The 22,869-nt window shown below is 43.7% G+C and carries 17 protein-coding genes; 1 reads left to right on the forward strand and 16 read right to left on the reverse strand.

The window, feature by feature from the left end; all coding sequences use genetic code 11:
• Positions 1–5: 5 nt before the first annotated feature.
• The 16 genes from J1N09_RS12140 to J1N09_RS12215 all read right to left on the reverse strand — a co-directional run bounded on the left by J1N09_RS12140 (position 6) and on the right by J1N09_RS12215 (position 21,459).
• Positions 6–887: an N-acetylglucosamine kinase gene (locus J1N09_RS12140; RefSeq protein WP_265200504.1), complete on the reverse strand. Its 882-nt coding sequence runs from the start codon at positions 885–887 to the stop codon at positions 6–8.
• A 3-nt stretch (positions 888–890) separates the two neighbouring features.
• Positions 891–1,886, reverse strand: coding sequence for a type I glyceraldehyde-3-phosphate dehydrogenase (gene gap, locus J1N09_RS12145; RefSeq protein WP_265200505.1), 996 nt, complete (start codon positions 1,884–1,886; stop codon positions 891–893).
• An 11-nt stretch (positions 1,887–1,897) separates the two neighbouring features.
• Positions 1,898–2,884, reverse strand: a complete 987-nt coding sequence (gene pfkA, locus J1N09_RS12150) for a 6-phosphofructokinase (protein ID WP_265200506.1) — start codon at positions 2,882–2,884, stop codon at positions 1,898–1,900.
• Between the two features lie 166 nt (positions 2,885–3,050).
• Positions 3,051–4,412 carry an alpha-amylase family glycosyl hydrolase gene (locus tag J1N09_RS12155; RefSeq protein ID WP_265200507.1) on the reverse strand — a complete coding sequence of 454 codons (1,362 nt, stop codon included), beginning with the start codon at positions 4,410–4,412 and terminating at the stop codon, positions 3,051–3,053.
• Between the two features lie 78 nt (positions 4,413–4,490).
• Complete coding sequence (locus J1N09_RS12160) at positions 4,491–6,167, reverse strand: alpha-amylase family glycosyl hydrolase (protein ID WP_265200556.1); 1,677 nt, start codon at positions 6,165–6,167, stop codon at positions 4,491–4,493.
• 40 nt (positions 6,168–6,207) lie between these two features.
• The gene (locus tag J1N09_RS12165) at positions 6,208–8,496 is read right to left on the reverse strand and encodes a glycoside hydrolase family 65 protein (RefSeq protein ID WP_265200508.1); all 2,289 of its coding nucleotides are present in this window, start codon (positions 8,494–8,496) and stop codon (positions 6,208–6,210) included.
• Entirely contained in the window at positions 8,496–9,152 is a 657-nt protein-coding gene (gene pgmB / locus J1N09_RS12170; protein ID WP_265200509.1) for a beta-phosphoglucomutase, read from the reverse strand. The genes J1N09_RS12165 and pgmB overlap by 1 nt, the downstream gene beginning before the upstream one ends.
• A complete protein-coding gene (locus tag J1N09_RS12175) occupies positions 9,145–10,659 on the reverse strand; it encodes an MFS transporter (protein WP_265200510.1) in 1,515 nt (504 codons plus the stop codon). The genes pgmB and J1N09_RS12175 overlap by 8 nt, the downstream gene beginning before the upstream one ends.
• Before the next feature lie 133 nt (positions 10,660–10,792).
• Positions 10,793–11,836, reverse strand: a complete 1,044-nt coding sequence (locus tag J1N09_RS12180) for a LacI family DNA-binding transcriptional regulator (protein WP_265200511.1) — start codon at positions 11,834–11,836, stop codon at positions 10,793–10,795.
• A 534-nt stretch (positions 11,837–12,370) separates the two neighbouring features.
• Complete coding sequence (locus J1N09_RS12185) at positions 12,371–14,218, reverse strand: CocE/NonD family hydrolase (RefSeq protein ID WP_265200512.1); 1,848 nt, start codon at positions 14,216–14,218, stop codon at positions 12,371–12,373.
• A 13-nt stretch (positions 14,219–14,231) separates the two neighbouring features.
• On the reverse strand, positions 14,232–16,178 hold the full coding sequence (locus J1N09_RS12190) for a protein-disulfide reductase DsbD family protein (protein ID WP_265200513.1): 1,947 nt from the start codon (positions 16,176–16,178) through the stop codon (positions 14,232–14,234).
• Entirely contained in the window at positions 16,175–17,491 is a 1,317-nt protein-coding gene (tilS, locus tag J1N09_RS12195) for a tRNA lysidine(34) synthetase TilS (RefSeq protein ID WP_265200514.1), read from the reverse strand. Before tilS ends, J1N09_RS12190 begins: the two co-directional genes overlap by 4 nt.
• 35 nt (positions 17,492–17,526) lie before the next feature.
• Entirely contained in the window at positions 17,527–18,831 is a 1,305-nt protein-coding gene (locus J1N09_RS12200; RefSeq protein WP_265200515.1) for an anthranilate synthase component I family protein, read from the reverse strand.
• Positions 18,831–19,361 carry an NADPH-dependent FMN reductase gene (locus J1N09_RS12205; protein ID WP_265200516.1) on the reverse strand — a complete coding sequence of 177 codons (531 nt, stop codon included), beginning with the start codon at positions 19,359–19,361 and terminating at the stop codon, positions 18,831–18,833. Before J1N09_RS12205 ends, J1N09_RS12200 begins: the two co-directional genes overlap by 1 nt.
• A 164-nt stretch (positions 19,362–19,525) precedes the next feature.
• Positions 19,526–20,929 (reverse strand): dihydrolipoyl dehydrogenase, encoded by a 1,404-nt coding sequence (gene lpdA / locus J1N09_RS12210; RefSeq protein WP_265200517.1) that lies wholly within the window; start codon positions 20,927–20,929, stop codon positions 19,526–19,528.
• 71 nt (positions 20,930–21,000) lie between these two features.
• The gene (locus J1N09_RS12215) at positions 21,001–21,459 is read right to left on the reverse strand and encodes an Lrp/AsnC family transcriptional regulator (protein WP_265200518.1); all 459 of its coding nucleotides are present in this window, start codon (positions 21,457–21,459) and stop codon (positions 21,001–21,003) included.
• Between the two features lie 157 nt (positions 21,460–21,616).
• On the opposite strand from J1N09_RS12215, the gene J1N09_RS12220 reads away from it, so the two are divergent.
• Positions 21,617–22,846: an aminotransferase class I/II-fold pyridoxal phosphate-dependent enzyme gene (locus tag J1N09_RS12220; protein ID WP_265200519.1), complete on the forward strand. Its 1,230-nt coding sequence runs from the start codon at positions 21,617–21,619 to the stop codon at positions 22,844–22,846.
• Positions 22,847–22,869: the final 23 nt, after the last annotated feature.

Genomic DNA, 22,869 nt, shown 5'->3' on the forward strand with positions numbered 1-22,869 from the left:
GATAATTAATTTTGAGAATTGGATTCAGCTACATCCAGGACATTGTTCCGGTAATATTCAAGGAGACCATCAATAGGACGCCGAATCACATTTCCGAGGTCCAGGTGATAACGCTTCATACAATCCCGAATGATATCCACAGAGAAATGAGCTATAGACCCGATAAAGTGAATTGGGACAGACTGTGCCTCTTTGTAACACATGATGCGATAATCAATGAAGCGGATCATCCCTTCACTAATTAATTTGTAGAAGTAGCCATTCACTTCGTGGCCAGTAAAAATGAATTCCGCAAATGATGCCAGGTAGGTATTTGGATTGGGTCTTCGATATAGATTCTGTTTTATCACGTCTGCATCCAGGTCGAAACGTTCTTCAAACTCTTTCGCCAACTGTTCCGGCATCCGCTGGTAATAGTAATCCCTAATGAGTCGTTTTCCGAAGTAATTTCCACTGGCCTCATCCATCAAAGTATAGCCAAGTGAAGGTATGGACCTGTAGATCTTTTCACCGTCGTAATAACAACTGTTCGAACCTGTACCGAGAATACATACAATACCTGGTTCGGTTGTAGCTGCATATACTGCAGCCATCAGGTCCTCTTTTACGGTTACACTTGTTGCATTAACAAATAGTGATTTTAATATCTTGGTCAATAAGGCTTTGGGTGTGTCTGTACCACAGCCTGCTCCATAAAAATCAACACGTTCTGCAGTTTCGAAAAGGGTGGGCAGTTCGCTATTCTCCCGAATCCGAATATACAATTCCTCTTCGGACACCACGGCAGGATTGAGTCCCCTTGTCCGGGTCTTTAGCACCTGTTCACCCTTGCTGTCCAGAAGTATCCAGTCACATTTGGTGGAACCACCATCCGCAATAATCGTCATATCTTAAATGCTTGCAATATGAACGGCCAGATCGATCAATTTCGCCGAATAGCCGTATTCATTATCATACCAAGCCACTAATTTAAAGAAATTGTCATTAAGCGCAATTCCCGCGTTAGCGTCGAAGTTACAAGTGTTCGGGTCGCTTACGAAATCCTGAGATACCACGGGATCCTCAACATAATCGATTACCCCTGCATAGGCACCGCTCGCAGCTTCTTTGAACATTTGCTTTACCTCATCGTAGGTTGCCGATTTCTCGGTACGTACCGTTAGGTCTACAACAGAAACGTTGGCAGTTGGAATACGAAATGCCATCCCTGTTAATTTACCTGCCAGTGAAGGGATCACCTTGGTCACAGCCACAGCTGCCCCGGTAGATGTTGGTATGATATTATTGAGCGCACTTCTTCCTAATCGGTAGTTCTTTCTGGATGGACTATCAACGGTATATTGCGTAGATGTAGCCGCATGAACAGTGGTCATTAAACCTTCCACAATCCCGAGGTTGTCGTTTATCACTTTAGCCATGGGTGCCAGGCAATTTGTAGTACATGAGGCATTGGAAACAACTGTGTCTTCGGCAGTAACTTCATGATGATTTACACCCATCACGAACATCGGTGCATCCTTTGAAGGTGCAGAGATCACCACTTTTTTGGCTCCGGCAGTGATGTGTGCTCCGGCAGATTCCTTGTCTTTAAAAATTCCAGTACAATCTACTACGATCTCGGCTCCTACTTCGTCCCATTTCAGATCGGCAGGATTGCGTTCGGCAGTAACCCGAATTGTTTTTCCATCAACCACAAGGTTTCCACCTACAACACTTACTGTTCCATTGTACTTTCCGTGTACCGAATCGTACTTGAACATATATGCCAGGTGATCTACTTCGAGGAGGTCGTTTACACCAACTACTTCCACATTGTCATTTTTCGCGGCAATTCTTAGCGCGAGTCTTCCAATTCGGCCAAAGCCGTTAATTCCAATTTTTATCATTTTGTTTGAATTTAAACAGACGTTATATCTGCTACTCGAATTAGTTCTATATCAATCTCATTATCTCCCTGTATCGCTTCAATAAAAGGTACAGAGACAACTTTTTTATGCGAAATACCAATCATAACTCCACGCTCTCCCCTGATCAAGGCATCAACGGCACCTACTCCCAGCCTACTGGCCAATACGCGATCGTAACAACTCGGCGATCCACCTCGCTGAACATGCCCTAGCACAGTTACCTTCACTTCATATTCGCTAAGGTTTTCCTGTATATAATTCGCCAGGCCGAAGATATTCTTACCAATCTGATCCCCTTCAGCAACCACAACTATGGTGGATGTTTTACCCGACTCTTTACTGCGCTTCAAAGACTTTAATAGCTTTTCCCTTCCCATTTCTTCTTCCGGGATAAGTATCTCCTCCGCACCTGCACCAATACCGGCGTTTAATGCGATATCTCCAGCGTCTCTTCCCATTACCTCTATCATGAAGAGCCTATTATGCGAATTCGCCGTGTCACGAATCTTGTCAATGGCCTGCACCACGGTATTCAATGCGGTGTCATAGCCAATAGAGTAGTCTGTTCCGTTAATATCATTATCTATGGTTCCTGGAATTCCCACTATCGGGAAGCTGAATTCATCTATGAAAACATTTGCCCCGGTAAAAGTTCCGTCACCACCTATAACCACCAGAGCATCTATGTTGGCCTTCTTCAAATTATTGTGTGCCTTTTGTCTACCTTCCTTGGTTCTGAAATCAGCAGAACGTGCAGATTTGAGAAATGTTCCACCTCGATTGATGAGGTTCTTTACGGACCTGGGACCTAATTCAATAAAATCACCTTCCACCAATCCCTGAAGACCTCTGTAAACCCCGATACATTCAAGTTTATGAAATGCACAGGACCTAACTACTGCCCTAATCGCGGCATTCATTCCGGGAGCATCGCCCCCGCTGGTAAGCACTGCTATACGTTTGATTTCACTACTCATTACTGTAAATCTATGTCATTAATTTCACAATACAAACCCGAAAAGAAACTATAACGTTTTCGGTTGATATGTTTCTGAAAGGTTGAAGGAATATTCCTCGTAATTGTTACTAAAAGCACACAAAAAGTATCGGTTTTCATGTTCTTGTATCGGGCTATCCCCAGTCTTAATTTGTTTTACGAAGTATCATAAACTGCCAGGGGCCCAACTCCATGGATTTTCCGGGTGCCATCGACAATGTAACTTCAGATAGCAACTCCTTGTAATCGCCTTCGACTTGCAGAGTAAATGTGGCGTCTTTTCCTGAGAGATTCGCAACAAACACTAAAGCATTGTCGTTCTTCTCCCTTTTAAAGGCAAATACCATTTCCGAATTTGTGGATAGCCGCGTATAACTACCCGGCTCTTTCGCCCCGGATAAGGCCGGCTCGTTATTCTTGATACTTCCCAGTTTCTCCATCAATGGCCACATAGTTCCTTTTTCCTTCGGAATGCTATCCTTCTCGAAGAACTTCAAACGGTGATCTAGATCGTATTCCTGTCCGCTGTAGACCAAGGGCATGCCCGGCAGACAATAGGTCAATGCAAGCATGGCTTCAGATGCATCCCCCATACGCTCCCGAACGGTTCCAGCCCAGGAATTCTCATCGTGGTTGGTAAGGAAGTTCATAAGAAATCCTCCACCACGCCATTTCTCCGCCAGATGATTCATATGATTGTCCAAATCCTGAACATTTTTCTCGCCTTTTGCGATGGCGTTCAGCAAGTGATGAGTTTCCCAACCGTAGGCCATCTCGAACAAATTATTCTGAGTGAGTTCCGGGTTGTCCCATTCTGCTAACATAAAAATGTCCTTCTCGGCCCGCAGTTCCGGGATGGCTTTAGACCAAAATTCAGTGGGAACCATTCCCGCCATATCGCAACGGAATCCGTCAATCCCTTCTTCTTTTACCCAGTATTTCATATCGTCTATCATGGCTCGATGCAACGCCTGGTTGGAATAATCAAGGTCCGCCACATCGTTCCATCCTACAGGGGTTCCATCGTCATTGAGAGGATCGGTGATCTCTCCCTGGGCGTTTTTAGTATAGAAATCCGGGTGTTCAGTGATCCACACATGATCCCAACCGGTATGGTTTGGAACCCAGTCGAGGATCACATAAATATCGTTATCATGTGCCGTTTGCAGTAACGCTCTAAAATCATCGATTGTCCCAAATTCAGGATTGATCTCCCTGAAATTCGCCACGGCGTAGTAACTACCCAGGTATTTCTCGCGTTCCTTGGGATCCTGAATATCTTCCACCATTAATTCCTGTGTCGCTTTGCGCTTTGCCTCAGAGATTGGGAAAATTGGCATAAGCCAGATCACTTTCACGCCAAGCTCCTTTAACTTCGGAATGTCACGGGTGAACGCCTCGAAGGTCCCCTCCGGCGAGTATTGACGAATATTGGCTTCGTAGATGATTGCCGACTCTAATACGGCATCGGTAATTGGTGCGATTTCAGTTGAATTTTCTATTTCCACAGTTTCAGTTTTTGTCTCTTCCTTGCATGCAAAAACGCAAAGAATACAAAGGATTAGTATTATTTTTTTTGGTAACATCTAGTCTTCAGATTTTTCCAGCAGTACAATATCGTATTCAGAATTTATAAACACACTTCCATTTTTTACTTCGGAAGTGATTCCGCTGTAAGCATCGCGAATCGTTGTACCATCGGTAAAAGCCTCTCCTACTTCAACCATCTTTTCACCGGCTGCAAGCCCGAGTCCTACTACTACGGCATCCTCTGGCATGTCATCCGCGGTCTTTCTCATAAACGTATAGGGAGTTTCTGTAAACATCTTATGAACTCCGGCACCCACAGCAATATGATCTCTTCGGAATCTACCCAACTTCTGCCAGTGCTCCAATATCTTCTTCGTTTCCGGGTTGTTCTCAATGTCTTCCCAATTCATAAAAGATCGTAAGGTAGCATCTCCATTCGTTCCTTCAATGATCAATGGACGCGCCAACTCATCGCCGTAGTACACTTGTGAAGCTCCGGGTGCCAACAACAGCCTGTTTGCCGTTTCAAATGGTTTCTCTCGTTCCTTATCGAAAGGACTACCGTCGTCGTGTGAAGTGAGATAACTCAATGTGCTGAATCCTTTCAATTCGTTCTGTAAGATCGAATTGTAATTACTGAATACTTCTTCGTAGGTCTTGTCACCACTCGATCGAAGGTTGAAGTTGATAAGTGCATCGAAACTATCCACGAAATAATCCACTTTCCTATCCCCGAAATCATAATATCGGCCACTCAATACGTCGTAGAAGTAGATCTCACCTACCATATAAAAAGGAGTGTTGTCCAGCACTTTATCAGGATTGGCTTGTTTCCATTCAGCAAAAGCATCAACACACACCTTCTTAAATTCCTGCCAGACATATTCTTCGGTATGCTTCACAGTATCCACCCTGTAACCGTCAATTCCGAAGTCGGTAATATAATCACTCAACCACTTCATGATATAGAACCTGGGAGCTCTTGGATGACCGGTCTTTTCGAAGAAGGCGTCCAATTCTGCCATCTCTTCCTCATACCGCCCTTCCGCTTTCCATTTTTCAACAAGCTGTGGTGGAAGTTCTACCGCTTCGTTACTTTCTGTTTTGATATCGGGGAGATTCTCCACTAGTGTACAGGTAACGGTCGACTCATAGTCCTGGAATTCGCATTTGGGCGAGGTTCTCACCCACTCCTCGGGCCAAACCGTATCCATTTCTGTTACCGGCCCAGTGTGATTGATCACAGCATCGAGCAATATTCTTATGCCTTTGGAATGGGCTGCTTCAACCAATTCGGCCAGGTCTTCCCTGGTGCCAAAATTAGGATCCAGGGCTGTCCAGTCTTTGGTCCAGTAACCGTGATAGCCGTAGGTGTAACCCGTACCTTCATCGGTACCATCGTGAACCTGTTCCACAACCGGTGTCATCCAGATAGCATTGATTCCGAGGTCTGTAAAATACCCCTCATTGATCTTCTGAGTAATTCCTTTCAGATCGCCTCCTTCAAACCCACGGAGCACGGCTGAATCATTGGTTCTTTCGTAATTCACATCATTAGACGGATCCCCGTTATTGAACCGGTCTGTTAGTAAAAAATACAGGTTGGCAGCCTTCCAGCTAAATGGGGCCACTTCTTCAGTATTTTCCGCTATAGGATCAGGGTCTTTTTTAGTACTCTCTCCACAACCTGCCAGAAGTAAGGTAGCAAGCGCGCAGATCATTAGCTTCGTCATATCTTTCATTGGTCCTTCTGTTTGTTTATTTCTGAAGTAATTATGCCGATACGGTCATTTCCTCACCATTTACAACTATGGTAAGTGGTTCACCACCGGATAATTCAAATTGATTTCCATTCCGACTCACCTTTACCTTGAGTGTTTGACCTCTGAAATTCACCTTGAAGGCAAACGCATCCCAGTGATCAGGTATCCTTGGGTGGAACTCGAGCCTGTCGTTTCGCACACGCATTCCTCCGAAACCTTCAACAATACTCAACCAGGTTCCGGCCATACTGGTGATATGACACCCTTCTTCAACCTCTTTGTTGTAGTCGTCAAGGTCCAAACGGGAAGTTCGTAAATAGAACTCATACGCCTTTTCCATTCTCCCTAGCTTGGCGGCCTGTATACTGTGCACACAGGGAGAAAGAGACGATTCGTGAACTGTGAAAGGTTCGTAGAAATCGAAATGGCGCTCCAATTCTTCTTCGGAAAAGTGATCCTCGAAGAAATAGAATCCCTGAAGTGTATCGGCTTGTTTTATGTATGGTGATCTAAGAATACGATCCCAGGACCATTTTTGGTTAATTGGGCGTTGAGAACGATCCAGATTGGCCACAGTGATCAGTTCTTTGTCCAGGAAACCATCCTGTTGGAGGTATATATTGTGCTCTTCAGAAACCGGGAAGTACATATTATCGGCTACTTTCTTCCATTCGGCAACCTCATCTTCTGAAAGTTTCGTCTTCTTCATGATGCGATCGTAATCGGAAGAGCTTTCCTCTTTCGCCCTGGCAATTTCTGAAGCTGCATAATTGATACACCAGCGTGCTGAAAAATTAGTATACCAGTTGTTATTTACGTTATTCTCGTATTCATTCGGACCGGTAACACCCAGGATGACGAATTTATTCTTCTGTGTGCTGAAATTCGCCCGCTGATGCCAGAATCTTGCAATACCAATAAGGACTTCCAGTCCTTTTTCAATAACGTAATCGTGATCACCCGTATACCGAACGTAGTTGTAGATCGCGAAGGCAATAGCACCGTTTCTGTGAATCTCTTCGAAAGTGATCTCCCATTCGTTGTGGCATTCCTCCCCGTTCATGGTTACCATAGGATAAAGGGCCGCACCATTTGAAAATCCAAGCTTTTCGGCGTTCTCTATAGCCTTCTGTAAATGGTTGTATCTGTACACCAGCAGGTTTCTTGCTACGTCGTGATCCTTAGTTGCCATATAGAACGGCAGACAGTAAGCTTCAGTGTCCCAATAGGTACTTCCCCCGTATTTCTCACCGGTGAATCCTTTCGGACCTATATTCAGTCGGGCGTCCTTCCCAAGATAGGTCTGATTGAGTTGGAAGATATTAAAACGGATACCTTGCTGCGCTTTCACATCTCCTGCTATAGCGATATCCGCCATATCCCAAATGGTGGCCCAGGCTTTTGCCTGACTCGCTTTCAACGCATCATATCCTTGATCTATACCTGTTTCCAGGGCTTTTTTTGCAGCATCCACCAAGGCATCGGGTTTGTGCTGAAGTGAAACTGTATATCCTGCAAACTTTCTCAAAGTAGCAGTTTCGCCAGAATTCACAGAAACCGCATAGTTCAATTGCACATATTGTTCTTTGGTTTCTGAAGTACTGCTAACCGATTGCTCAGCGCCGTTCACCAATACCTGGGATTGCATGTAGGTACAGATATGAAATTCGGTTTTCATTGTCATAGAACGAATGAACGCCTGGTCATTTTCTTCTGAAACACTAATGGTATCCCAAAATTTATCATCCCAGTTACTGTCTTCGTTGGTAATGCCACCGTCCAGGTACGGACTGAAAACAATATCTGCCGACTGGTTAAGGGGAGTCACTTCATAATTAATGATACCTAGTTCGTCAGTATCGAGGTGCAGAATCCTCGTGCTTCTTACTGAAATTTCTATTCCGTTCGCCATAGTCGCTTCAAAGGATCTTTGGTAGTACCCTTCTTTCATGTTCAGTTCCCTTCGGAAATTTCGCACGTCGGTACAGTTGTTCAGATCCAGGTTTTCACCGTTAACCGAAACCTTAATCCCGATCCAGTTTGGTGCATTCAGCACTTTGGCGAAATACTCCGGATAACCGTTCTTCCACCATCCTACCCTGGTTTTATCAGGGTAATAGACTCCTGCCACATAACTTCCCTGGAAGGTAGGACCGCTGTAATCTTCTTCGAAATTCGCACGTTGCCCCATGGCACCATTTCCAATACTGAATAAACTTTCCGAAGATTTAACTGTTTCCTTATCAAATCCCTCTTCAACGATGGACCATGGGTCCGCTTTGATATAATCCTGATTCATTATTCTGAAATTAATTTTGCAAAAAATTCTGTTGGTATTTCGGTAAAATCTTTAAAAACATACATCGCCTCGCTCAAAACGGAAGGATCTCCTATCCCGATACTGGTCATCCCTGCTGTATTGGCTGCTTTTATCCCTGCAACTGCGTCTTCAAATACGATGCAGTCCTCAGGCCTAACATTTAGCTGCCTTGCTGCTATTAGAAAGACCTCCGGATTCGGCTTTGCTTTGGTTACATTGGTTCCATCAACTATGGTATCAAACACATTCAGCAAACCAACTTCTTTCAGTATGGTCTTTGCATTTTTGCTGGCAGATCCCAGCGCGATGGGCTGTTTGTTCTGTTTCAAGTAGGAAAGTACTCTTGGAACATCGGGAAGTATTTCTTCCTCGTCCATATTTGCTATATAGCTGAGGTAATCGTTGTTCTTTTTATTAAGTAATTCGTCGAATCTTTCCTGGGTAAGGCTAACGTTTCCCCAGTCTAAGATCTTTTCCAGGGACCGTACCCGACTCACACCTTTTAGATGTTCGTTGTCAGTCTCATTAAACGAAATACCTAAGGTGTCGGCCAGTTTTCTCCAGGCCTGATAGTGGTATCGGGCCGTATCTACAATAACCCCGTCCAAATCAAAAATAAATCCTTTTCTACTCATGTAGTTTAATTTCTTTTTTGGAAGTTACTCTTAATGTTAGTAGTCCCGCGACTATCATCCCGATACCTCCAACGATAAGCGCGTACACAGGTTCGTTATTGAAAAATTCCTTTACCAGAAAACCCAATATTGTCGCGGCGATGATCTGTGGGATCACGATAAAGAAGTTAAAGACCCCCATGAAGTATCCCATTTTGGAAGCCGGTAGAGAGCCGGACAACATAGCGTAGGGAATCGATAGTATGCTGGCCCAGGCTATCCCTACACCAATCATAGTCAATAGCAGGCCTACCTTGGAGCTTACAAAAAAGATGGCAATAAGACCTAAACCACCCAGGGTAAGAGCAAACATGTGTGTGACCTTATTACTGGTTTTTTTAGCCAGTACAGGTAGCAAGAAAGCTACGGCAGCCGCTACACCGTTGTATACGGTAAACATCACGGTTACCCAATCTGCTGCGTCGTTGTAAGCTTTTGATGTTGGATCTGTAGTGTTGAAAACATGACCTGTAACCGCTTGAGTGGTGTATATCCACATGGAGAACAGAGCAAACCAGGAGAAAAACTGCACCCAGGCCAACTGTCGCATGGTCTTAGGCATGTTCACCATATCGGTTAAGATTATGGTAAAGGCATTTTTTTGGTTGGCACTTCTCAGGAAGGAATTCAGAATAAATAATAAGCCTACTACAATTAGTCCGATGAAAAGTATATACAACTCTTTCGAAAGCCCTTTTGAGTAAACAAAATAGGTAACCACAGCTCCAATTATCAGCATAAATATCCCGATCATCATCTGTGATCTTACATTCTTTGCATCATAGAAGTAACTGCTGTCTTCTTCGGAAACGCCCGTTTTGGCTTTCTCGAACTCGGCCAGTTCCTCAGGAGAATATTCTTTCGATTTCATTACAGTCCAGAGGACAGCCAGGAAAAAGACAGCACCGCCAACATAGAACGACCACTTCACCGACGGTGGTATTACACCTTCCGGAGCCGTATTATCCATTCCAATTACATTGGTGAACAGGTAAGGTAATAAAGACCCAACCACCGCTCCTATCCCGATGAAAAAACTCTGCATGGCAAAACCCAGAGTTCGTTGTTTGTCGGATAAGTTATCTCCAACAAAAGCTCTGAAAGGTTCCATAGAGATATTGATGGAAGCATCCATAATCCATAACATCCCTGCTGCCACCCATAAGGTTGGCGAATTCGGCATTATGAAGAGTGCAATCGATGCGAGTATAGCCCCTACCAGGAAGTAAGGACGTCGTCTACCTAATCTATTCCATGTTCGATCGCTGAAATAACCTACGATAGGTTGAACGATGAGTCCCGATACCGGAGCCGCGATCCAGAGAATGGGGATCGACTCAATATCGGCACCTAATTTTTCGAAGATGCGAGAGGTATTGGCATTTTGAAGAGCAAAACCGAACTGAATGCCCAGAAATCCGAAACTCATGTTCCAGATCTGCCAAAAACTTAACTTTGGTTTTTCCATATTGACAGCCTTTCGCCTCAATACTTACTACTTCCAGAAAGAAAGTAACAGCATATCAAAACTAAATTATAGAAGGAAGTAAAAATTGAGTCTTGATGCGCGACGGTAAATATAGGGTATTTTTTACTAAAGATCAGTGGCTGGAAGTGGATTCGCGCTCTACTAATCGAGTGGTCACGACCACGGTCTGGTAAGGTGGATCGAAATTATTCTCTTCCAGTCGTTTGATAAGGATTTCAGCGGCCTTTTCGCCCAATTGAATACCGTGCTGACTCACCGTGGTTAGACTGGGAGTAGCGAATTTAGACAGGTCGCCATCAGTAAATCCGATGACCTTAAGTTGATCGGGAATATCGCGGTCAAGTTTTCTTGCCGCTTTCATCGCGGTGAGTGCATATTTCTCATTTACTGCGAATATTCCGTCAACGCCCGGGTTGTTTCGCAAGAAGAGTTCAATCTCCGTCATAAGTCGTTCCTCCTGCCCTTCATCATTAAATTCATCTCGTAATTTCACAACAAGGTTCTCACGATAGGCAATCCCCGATTCTTCCAGTGCTTCTTTGTACCCCTGGGTCCTCAGTTTACCCACGTTCACATGATCTTCAGTGGTGAGTAGGGCTATGTGTTCACATCCCTGAGTAAGTAACTTCAGAACGGCATTGCGAGCTCCTTCCCTGTCATCTACAACTACTTTATCACACTCGATCTCCGGAACATTTCTGTCGAAAAGAACAATCGGCATTCCGTGATCTATGGTTTCGGTAAGGTGATGGTAGTCGTTCTTGAGTTGGGTTTCCCGGGAAACCGAGAGAATAAATCCATCAATACTGCCATTCGCTAATTTCTGCATATTGGTGACTTCCTTCTCGAAAGATTCGTTGCTTAAACCAATAATCACAGTGTATCCTTTCTCATTGGCTACCTTCTCTATGCCACTGACAACGGTAGTAAAGAAGTGATGTACAATTTCAGGAATAATCACCCCAAGTGTTTTCGTCTTCCTGTTCTTTAGGCTAAGTGCGATGGTATTGGGCCGGTAATTGTAAAGTTTGGCAAATGCCTTCACCTTTTCCCGGGTATCTTCACTGATCTCGGGACTGTCCTTGAGAGATTTTGATACGGTGGATATGGAAACATCTAGTTCCCTGGCGATTTTTTTTAGTGTTAGTTTTTGCATGTTCCTTCGGAAATGAATAATTCTACAACGTACAGAATTCAGAAATAAACAAAATAAAGGTCAATCGATTGTGAAATTTAAAATTTCATCAGCTTATTTTGATAAAATGTTAAAGTTAATAAACATATCAACACTATAACGTTTTCGTAACCAAAATTGAAAGCACCGGTTTAGAATGCCGTCATTTTTATTCTACATTTGAATAGGAAGTAAAAATTGGGTCACGCCAGCGTGAACTCATCATAAGAAAGCCATCGATGATTACAGTGTAATGCGTCGATGGTTTTTTATTATCATCCAGCCAATACGACTTTAATCGGAAATCCTAAAGTTATCAAAATACGTGTATGCACGTATGGACTGATTTAGGTACGAACTTTACCTTTGAATAGAATTAGTGAAAATTTTGCCAACGTCAATTTTTTGTGGGGATAGAAAATTCATTTGGCAAGATATTTTAAAAGTACTTCTAAGACTTTTAGAATTTACTAAGTTAGGTTTGTTATAGCATCCCGTGAAGACGGGATGCTTTTTTTATTGCTTCAATATAGTAAATTCTATGGACGAGTCGTTGTAAACGGTATGCGTCTGCTTCTGAAAATCCGTCTCCTTCGCTTTAAATATATTTGGTACATAGGTCTGAGGATTTCTATCGATTAGCGGGAACCACGTACTTTGAACCTGCACCTGGATCTTGTGACCTTTCTTGAAGGTGTGATGCACATCCTGCAATTTAATAGCTACTTCAGTTTTTTCACCCGGAACAAAAGGTTCTGGTTTTGCGAAGTCATTTCGGTAACGGCCACGCATCACTTCGCTGCGCACCATCATGTGGTAGTTGCTCATTTTCAGGTGGTCCTGCGTTTCTTCGGTATCGTCGGTATCGCCGGGAAAAACATCGATCACTTTTACAATCCAGTCGGCATCCGTTCCTGTAGTGGCCACTCTTAGCTTTGCCAGTATGTCCCCGGCCGTGGTGACGTCCTCGGTGAGAATTGGTGTTTCAAATACCAGAACATCCGGACGCCTCGCTGCAAACCGTTGATCATCCGTCATATACTTTCGGGGAGTAAAAACCATCTTTACATCTTCGGAATAAGGCACAGGCTTGGCGGGGTCACTCACAAATGTTTCGAAAGTATAGCTCTTTTCCATCAAGGGGTTAAGTCGTTGTCTGCTTTGAAGCCAATAGGTCTTACTTTCGGTGTTTTTTGGTGGCCATTCAGAAAAAGTATTCCATTCTTTCGCGCCCGAATCGAATACATAAGCTTCAGGTAAGCCTGTATCGCCTGATCCTTCGCCTTTCAGGAAATGATGAAAGAATTTAGTTTCAACGTCGCGTTGATAGTTTTCAGAAATATCATCACCGAAATACACATTCCCTATGGCCTGGCGTTTCCTGGCTCTTGCCCAGTCGCCGTGACTCCAAGGGCCAAAAACCATAGTGTTATAATTGTCACTGTTCTCTTCTATCTTTTCGTAGGTCTCGAAAGGCCCGTACAGATCTTCGGCATCAAAAAGCCCACCAACAACCATTACAGCGGGTTTGATATCCCTTAAATGCTGAATAATACCCCTGGATCGCCAGAATTCGTCGTAATCGGGGTGTTCCTTCAATTGTTGCCAAAAGACATTGTCTTCTTTGTAATACTCATCAAGATTGGACAAGGGACCTACGTCGATGAAGAACTGATACTGATCCTTGGTTCCCAGGCTGGGAAACTTATACCAGGATTTCTTAGATGGTTCACTCTTCATATATCCGAAAACAGCCGTGGCCCTCCAATAACTCAGCAGGTAGGCCCCGTTGTGATGGAAGTCGTCGAAGTAAAAGTCACCAATACATGCTTGTGGCGACGATGCTTTTAACGCCGGATGAGCATCAAGCAAGGAGTAGGTGGCGTAAAAGCCGGGATAGGAAATCCCCCAGGTTCCTACTTTTCCGTTGTTGTTCGGGACGTTCTTTACGAGCCAGTCAATAGTATCATAAGTATCGCTCGCTTCGTCCGTTTGTTTTCCTTTTTTATTCGGAATGTATGCCCGCATATTGTCGTAAACACCTTCGCTCATCCATCTTCCCCGCACATCCTGGTAGACAACGATGTACCCATCTTTCATCAGGAATTCGTTGGGTCCGATCTTAGACCTGAATTGATCTTCGCCATACGGTCTGCAACTATACGGCGTCCGCTGAAATAAGATCGGGTATTTCTTCGAAGTATCCTTTGGTGCATAAATAGTGGTAAACAATCTGGTACCATCACGCATGGTAATATACTTCTCAGTCTTATTGTAGTTATCCTTAACGTAGTTCTCATCAACTTGCGCCTGGACATAGAGACAAGACAGAAAAACCCAGAGGGCAATAATTAAACGATTCATTAACAATTATTTTTTATTTGAAGGCATCGATACCCTTGCGTAGCCATTTCAGGTAGTCGTCCACATCCGGTGTATAGCCCACCGGGGGTATGAGGTTCTCTTCGTTGTGATCCATGAGCACGTAGTAGGGTTGTGCATTTGCTTTGTAGCGCACAATTTGAAAATCACTCCATTTGTTTCCTATGGTTTTGATCTTCTTACCGGTTGTCTCACTGACATATTTTTCACTTTCAGGTAATTCTCGTTTGTCATCAACGTAGAGTGAAATGAGAACGATCTCATTTTTCAGAATCTGAAGCACACGGTCTTTTACCCAAACGTTTTGTTCCATTTTTCTACAGTTAACACAAGCCCAGCCTGTAAAATCAATCATTACCGGTTTGTTTACTTCCTTGGCGTAGGCCAGCCCTTTTTCATAGTCATTAAAGGCTAGAATATCATGTGGTGCTAATAAATGAGCCCCGTCAGGTAAGCTGGAATGATCACCTCCGCCTCCACCATCTCCTAACTTGGAATAACCTACACCGTATGGAGATTCACTGTACTCCAATGGCGGCGGAAAGGCGCTTATAAGGTTTAAAGGCGCTCCCCATAGTCCTGGGATCATATAGATCACAAAAGACAACGTAAGCAGAGCCAGCAATAATCTTCCTACTGAAATATGCGTAAGCGGACCGTCATGTGGCAGTCGTATCTTTCCGAAGAGATATAAGGCCAATGCACCAAATACCGCGATCCAGATAGCAATAAATACTTCCCGTTCCAGCAGATGCGTTTGCAAAACAAGATCAGCTTGTGACAGAAATTTAAACGCCAGAGCCAGTTCCAGGAATCCAAGAACCACCTTTACCGTGTTCATCCATCCGCCACTCTTGGGCAGCGAATTGAGCCAACCCGGGAACATGGCGAAGAGTGCAAATGGCAATGCAATTGCAATTGAGAACCCAAGCATTCCTACTATGGGAGCAATACCACCTATAGACGCAGCTTCCACCAGTAAATAACCAACTATTGGGCCGGTACAACTGAAAGAAACAATCGCAAGCGCAAGTGCCATAAAGAAGATACCGATTATTCCTCCCCTGGTTGATTTGGAATCCACCTTGTTCGCCCAACTTTGTGGCAACACGATCTCAAAGGCTCCCAGGAATGATATGGCGAAAACAACAAGTAGTAAAAAGAAAATGATATTAAACCAGACGCTCGTAGATAGTGCGTTCAATGCATCTGCCCCGAATATACCGGTTACCAGGGAACCCAGTACCACATAAATCACAATAATAAAAATACCATAGAGAATAGCATTCTTGATCCCTTTGGCCCTATTCTCACTTTGTTTGGTAAAAAAGCTTACCGTAAGCGGAATCATAGGAAAAACGCAGGGCGTGAGCAAAGCCGCAAAGCCGGATAGAAAAGCAATAATGAAAATAGCCCACAATCCACGATTCGAATCATCACCACCTGTAACCAAGTCTTCGTCTTCCGCTTCAAGGGTAGCACTGCCTCCCTCGGAAACCTCAAAGACAAACTCGGCCAAATCGAAAATACACTTCTCGTCATCGCAGGATTGAAAATCCACCGACCCATTGATCACATTTAAGTCAGGGTTGAGGATCTTCACCTTTTGTACAAAGGTCGCCTCTCCACTGAAATACGCCAGATCCATTTCGAAGATCTTGTCAAACTTTCGGTCCGGATTGCTTTCTTCCACATCACCAATCAACTCAAAGTCGTTGTTTTCGTTTTCAAAAGTAAAACTTGTTGGGATCGGACCTCCATCCGGTATGTCCTGTGAATAAAGGTACCAGCCCATTTCAATGGTGGCAGTCATTATCAATTCCAGGGTATCGTCACCGGTCTTTTTTACGTCATTCGACCATTTTACTGGTTGCAATACCTGTGCAAAACTTGTCGTAGTGAGTACGAGTAGCAATATTGAAATGTGGAGGAACTTTTTCATCTATTTCGGTTAAGTGTAATTTGCAAAATTCGGTCTGTATCCCCATCTACTTTGAAACGATCGTCCGAACGATATCCAATAATCCAAACGATTTGACCATCGCTTTCGAGCAGCCAAATTTTTTCTTTAGCCACCAAAGATAACTTTTCGTCTTTAAAATATTTACTCAGCTTCTTCTTTCCTTTCATTCCGAAGGGAAAAAAATAGTCACCGTCCTCCCATTTTCTAACAATCAGTGGATATTTAAGTTTTGCGGCATCTACGAAGATTTTATCGGTAGTACCTGTTCCAAGCTCACTAACCTCACGAAAGATGATGGGAAGCGGTTGGTCTATCCGGGTAGTCCGATTGTCAATTTCGAAGGCTTGTTCGTTCTGTTCTGCAGGAATTTCGGTGATCAATAGCCTATTGCGATCTTTTATAATTCGATGAGTAGGCGAAGTAATGGTTTTACCACTCTGGGCTTCAGGTAACGCTGTTATATCCTTCCAGGCAGTGAATCCGAAAGGATTCAGCAATTCGTATAACAGTGCATCGGGATTCGGAAGCTCACTAAGTTTTTCGATATCAAGGGCATAGCCATCTTCAGTTTCAGAAATAACCAACTGTTGGACCAAGGCCATATAATCTTTTACCAAAGCTTCACTCTCTCTTAGATGAGCCTGGGCAGTCGCAACTTGATCGAGCAAGCCCTTCACCAGATTCTTCATGGGTGGAATCACCTCATGGCGCAATGCATTTCGGAGGTAGTCTGATTTTGCATTGCTACTATCTTCTCTCCAGAAATAACCTTTTTCCTTTGCATAAGTAAGGATCTCTTCCCTGCTGAATGGCAACAAAGGCCTCACAATGTAGTCTGTTATAGCAGGAATTCCTGTTAAACCCCTAATACCAGAGCCCCTGGAGAGGTTGATGAGAAAAGTTTCCAAACTATCATCGGCATGGTGGGCGGTAAGAATATGATCATAGTCGAAATCCTCACGGATCTCTTCGAACCAGGCATATCGAAGTTCCCTCGCGGCCATTTGAATTGAAAGTTTCTCTTTTTTTGCGTAAGACTCGGTTTGAAATAGTTCTTCATAGAAAGGAATAGTAAGCATTTCTGCCAGTTCAGAGACAAATTCAGCATCACCATCACTCTCTTTTCCACGTAGTCCGAAATTACAGTGAGCCAGTCCCAGCTCATAGCCGAGTTCGTGAAACGACCTTGCCAGGAAAACACTATCCAATCCCCCACTGCAGGCAACCAGCAATTTCTTACCCTCAAGGAAGGCCATGTTTTTAGCAATATGTTCTCTTAGTTTTTCCAGCATCTACAATAGTGAGAGTTCACAAAGATAGGAATCGGCTAAATATGTCTCTCCAGTGCCTCACGCATCGCTTTAGCTTTCAGCAGGCATTCTTCGTATTCGTTTTCCGGAACCGACTTCGCCGTAATGGCTCCGCCTACGGAATAGCTAATGTATTTCAATTTCGAATTGTAAAGAATACTTCGGATGACCACGTTGAAATCGAAGTCATTATTTGGTGAAAAGTAGCCGATAGCACCACTATACAGACCGCGACGGGCATCTTCCAATTCTTCTATGATCTTCATGGCAGAGACTTTCGGTGCGCCAGTCATACTACCCATTGGGAAGGTATCTCGCAATAATTCGGCGGGTTTGGCTTCTTCAGAAACCGTACAACGAACGGTGGAAATGAGCTGGTGGACTTGTTCGAAAGTATAGACTGCACACAGTTCTTCAACCACCACGCTGCCCTTTTCGGCAAAACGTGAAAGATCGTTGCGTACGAGATCGGTGATCATAATGTTCTCACTTCGCTCCTTAGGATCGTTCTTTAATTTGGAAATAATCTCCTTATCCAGGACTTCATTGTGAAATCGCTTGGCGGTTCCTTTAATGGGTTGGGATATTACTTCCCTCCCATTTTTTCTTAAGTAGCGTTCCGGTGATGCCGACATAGCGTAGTGTTCACCGCGTTTCATGTAAGTGGCAAAAGGCGGACGAGAAATGTCGTTAAGGTGTTTGAAAGTACCAATGGGATCGATCTCAACATCTTCGGAATAGAACTCCTGGCAGAAATTAGCTTCGTAAATATCTCCGCGCTCAATATGTGCCAGCATACGATTCACCTTTTCGAAATAACTGTCTTTCGATGTACGCAGTCTTATTTTGATAGGTTGAGCTGATGGTTGTTCAGCATCCGGCAATTTAAAATCAAGGATCTGCTTCCAATCGCTTTCCAGCTCATCGGAGATCATATTCAAATATTTGATTTCAACCGAGGTTTCAGAAAAAAGGAACAACCGCTTCGGTTGAAAAAAGAAAAGATCCGGAAATCCCAAACCATCGTGATTGTTGGAACTAAGCCTCTCGACATCATTCTTCAGATCGTAGGTAAGGTAACCAAACAGCCAGTCATTTATGCCGCTCTGATATTCATCCAGATCCTGAAAGGCATTTTCGCAATCGGTTTTTATTGAAGTAAGCGCATCAACAGCCAGGATTGCATGGTAACTGCTGTGATCTTGAGCATACTCATTAGAATCGAGCCAGGCGACTTCGTAAAACTGTTCAGCCCAGTGAAGCAATTTTCGCTTCAACATTTCGTCCAGTTCGACAGTATATGTAACCGAGGTTCGGGTCATTAAAGTGATTCGAGCAGCGTTTTGATAGCATTATTGAGCTCGTTAGAAAGTTCGTCGTTTGTGATCCTTCCTTCTGAAAAGTTCTCTCCAAAAGACGGAAATGGCATAGAGGCCACTACCTCGCCATTGTATCTTGGAAGAACTCCTGTCGTATACTCAAGTGCCGTTAAGGCGCCTCTTCCGCCCGGAGAGCTGCTAAGGCACAGAACTTTCTTTCCGTCAAGGAATTTGTACTCTATACGTGAGAGCCAATCGAGAATATTTTTAAAGAAGGCCGAAATCCCCCCGTTGTGTTCATTGACTGAAATTATAAGCCCATCGTGCGACCTAATTATATCGAGCAATTCGGCCAATTTATCCGGATAACCTGATTCTTTCTCCAGGTCCTCGCTAAAAATAGGGAGCGGATAATCCGTAAGTTTTATGAGTTTTACCTCTGCCCTCTCGACCAGGGAAGAAGCATAAGTAACCAGTTGGTGATTTATGGAAGTACTGCTGTTACTTCCGGCAAAAGCAATGATTTTTTTCATGTGACAAAGATACCCTTTTTGATAGTACATTTGGAAGTGAAAAACAGCTGAATCGCATTAAAAACATTCAAAAGATCATCGACGCCCGGTCTATTTGGGTCGATGACAAAACAAAAACCATCCGCTCTGCCGGATGGTTTTATATTTATAATAAAAGTTCTGTTTTAAACGTGAAGTGGCCTGTTTTCTGTAGCAGCAAGCGCAGCTTCCTTAACCGCCTCAGCGTAGGTTGGGTGTGCATGGCTCATTCGTGCAATGTCTTCAGCACTCGCCCTGAATTCCATCGCGGTTACCGCTTCAGTAATTAGGTCGGCTACCCGGGCACCTACCATGTGGACACCCAGCACCTCATCGGTTGAGGCGTCAGAAAGTATCTTTACGAATCCGTCAATATCGCCACTGGCACGTGCACGTCCTAGCGCACGCATTGGAAACTGTCCGGTTTTGTAATCAACGCCTTCCTCTTTAAGTTCTTCTTCAGTTTTTCCAACTGAAGCCACTTCCGGCCATGTATAAACGACACCCGGTATTAGATTGTAATCGATATGTGGTTTTTGTCCTGCAAGTATTTCGGCTACGAGCACACCTTCTTCTTCGGCTTTGTGTGCCAGCATTGCGCCGCGAATCACATCGCCAATTGCGTAAATATTAGAAACATTTGTTTGAAGGTGATCGTTCACTTCCACTTGCCCGCGTTCATTTACTTTAACCCCTGCATTTTCGAGCTTTAAGCCGTCTGTATATGGTCTTCGTCCAACAGATACCAGGCAATAGTCCCCTTTGAATGTAACTTCTTTGTCCTTCTTATCGGTTGCTGTGATAACTACCTCGTTCTTCTTTCTTTCTACTGCGGAAACTTTATGTGAGAGATGGAATTTTACTCCTTGCTTCTTCATCACCTTCATAAGTTCCTTGCTCTGGGCCGAATCCATGGTAGGTATGATACGATCCATATATTCCACAACAGAAACTTCGGCTCCCAGACGGCGGTATACCTGTCCGAGTTCTAATCCGATAACTCCTCCTCCGATTACGATCATGTGTTTCGGGATCTCCTTCAGACTTAATGCTTCTGTTGAAGTTATGATTCGTTCTTTATCGACAGTTATAAATGGTAATGTAGCCGGTTTACTGCCTGTTGCGATAATCACATTCTTTGTCTCAATTTCTTTAGTTTCCTTTTCTGAAGTGATCTCGATATGGGTAGCATCTTTAAACGATCCCAGTCCCTCGTAGACATCGATCTTGTTCTTATTCATTAAAAAATCGATCCCTTTCGTAGTTTGGTCCACTACAGCCTGCTTGCGTTCGATCATCTTCTTGAAGTTCAATTTAACCTCACCAGGAATTTCAATCCCGTGATCTGCAAAGTGTTTCATGGCATCTTCGTAGTGATGAGAGGAATCCAGTAAGGCTTTACTGGGTATGCAGCCAACGTTAAGGCAGGTACCACCAAGTGTACTGTATTTCTCAATTATCGCGGTTTTCATTCCCAACTGGGCACATCGAATGGCCGCAACATAGCCTCCCGGCCCCGAACCGATTACAGCAACGTCATATGTATTCATAGAAAGAGATTTGAATTTTTAGAAGTACAAAGGTACAATACTCCTATACAACAGCCAACGAATTCAGAATCCTAAAAAGAGAGCGCCGTAGTGTTCTTTACTTCGTTTATGGTGAACGAACTTTGAGTGCTTCCGATATGATCCAACTTGGTAAGTTTTTTCACCATGAAATCACGAAAATGATCCATGTCTTTAACCAAAACCTTCAAAAGGTAGTCGTATTCACCACTAACGTGATAGCATTCCATTACTTCACTAAGTTTAACGATTTCCCTTTCGAATTCCACCACCGATTTGTGGACGTGTTGCACCAGTTTAATGTGACAAAATACGGTAAAACCGAGGTCAACTTTAGCGCGATCTATAAGGGCAACATACTTACGAATAATTCCTGCCCGCTCTAATTTTTTAATTCGTTCATAAATAGCAGTAACCGAAAGACTCAGTTTCAGTGAAAGCTGCTTATTCGTTTGTTTGGCATCTTCCTGGAGATTTTCCAATAAAGCGATATCTATCCTATCCAAAACCATCGCAGAATAATTTTCTTAAAGATACGGTATTTCAGGTAGATCGTAAACATATTTTCTACATATTTTACAATAGTTTGTATAATATTCTAATTATGATAAACATCATTGATTAATATATTGTATAAGTCTAGATTTGAGTAAATTAAAACTATACGCTATGTCTTTCAAGCCTGCTAATAAGATCCAGGATCTTCAGTATTTCGGGGAATTTGGTGGTGTAAACCCTTCTATCTCTGATTCTTCCACTTATACGTTTATTTCAGCAAAGACCATGTTCGATACCTTCGAGGGCAACGCTGAAGGATGCTATTTGTATTCACGGCATAGTTCTCCTTCCAATTTGTACCTGGGTGAAGCACTCGCGGCCATGGAAGACACGGAAACTGCAACGGTAACTGCAACGGGAATGGGAGCCATAGTTCCGGCCATCCTTCAAATATGCAACGCGGGCGACCACATCGTAGCAAGCAGGACCATTTACGGTGGTACCTATGCCTTCCTCAAGAACCTGGCACCTAAATTTGGAATTAAGACGACCTTCGTTAATATCACCAAACTCGAAGAGGTGGAAGCTTCGATCACTTCAGACACTAAGATCATTTTCTGTGAAAGCGTGAGCAATCCATTGCTTGAGATAGCTGATATCCGGGGCATTTCAGAAATAACAAAGCGACACAACCTGAAACTTTTGGTAGATAATACCTTCTCGCCTATGTCTATCTCACCTGCCAAATTAGGAGCGGATGTGGTACTGCACAGCCTAACAAAATTCATAAACGGTGCCAGTGACACTATGGGTGGTGTGATATGCGGAACCCAGGAATTTATAGACCAGCTAAGAAATGTAAACGATGGCACCTGCATGCTAATGGGAGCCTCCATGGATAGTATGAGGGCCGCATCCATACTTAAGAACCTTCGCACCCTTCATATTAGAATGAAACAGCACAGCGAGAATGCTATGTACCTGGCGAAGAAATTCCAGGACGACGGTTTCAGAACGGTATATCCCGGGTTGAAGTCGCATCCCGGGCATAAGCTGATGACCTCAACAATGAACCCAGACTATGGATATGGCGGTATGATGACCATAGACGTAGGTAGTCTTGAGAAGGCCAACGAACTCATGGAACTCATGCAGGAGCGAAATCTTGGGTACCTGGCAGTGAGCCTCGGATTCTACAAAACCTTGTTCAGTGCTCCGGGAACCTCAACTTCAAGTGAAATTCCCGAGGAAGAACAAAAGGAAATGGGGCTTTCAGACGGACTTATTCGATTCTCAATCGGACTCGACAACGACATCGAACGCACCTATCGCAGTATGCGACAGTGTATGTATCATGTAGGCATTCTTAACCCGGAGACCAATAAGTCGCTGGTTGTTTAGGACTAATTGTTTTTTATCATTTG

It is taken from the genome of Aureitalea sp. L0-47 (genome assembly GCF_026126405.1).
In the GTDB taxonomy this organism is placed as follows: Bacteria; Bacteroidota; Bacteroidia; order Flavobacteriales; family Flavobacteriaceae; genus Pukyongia.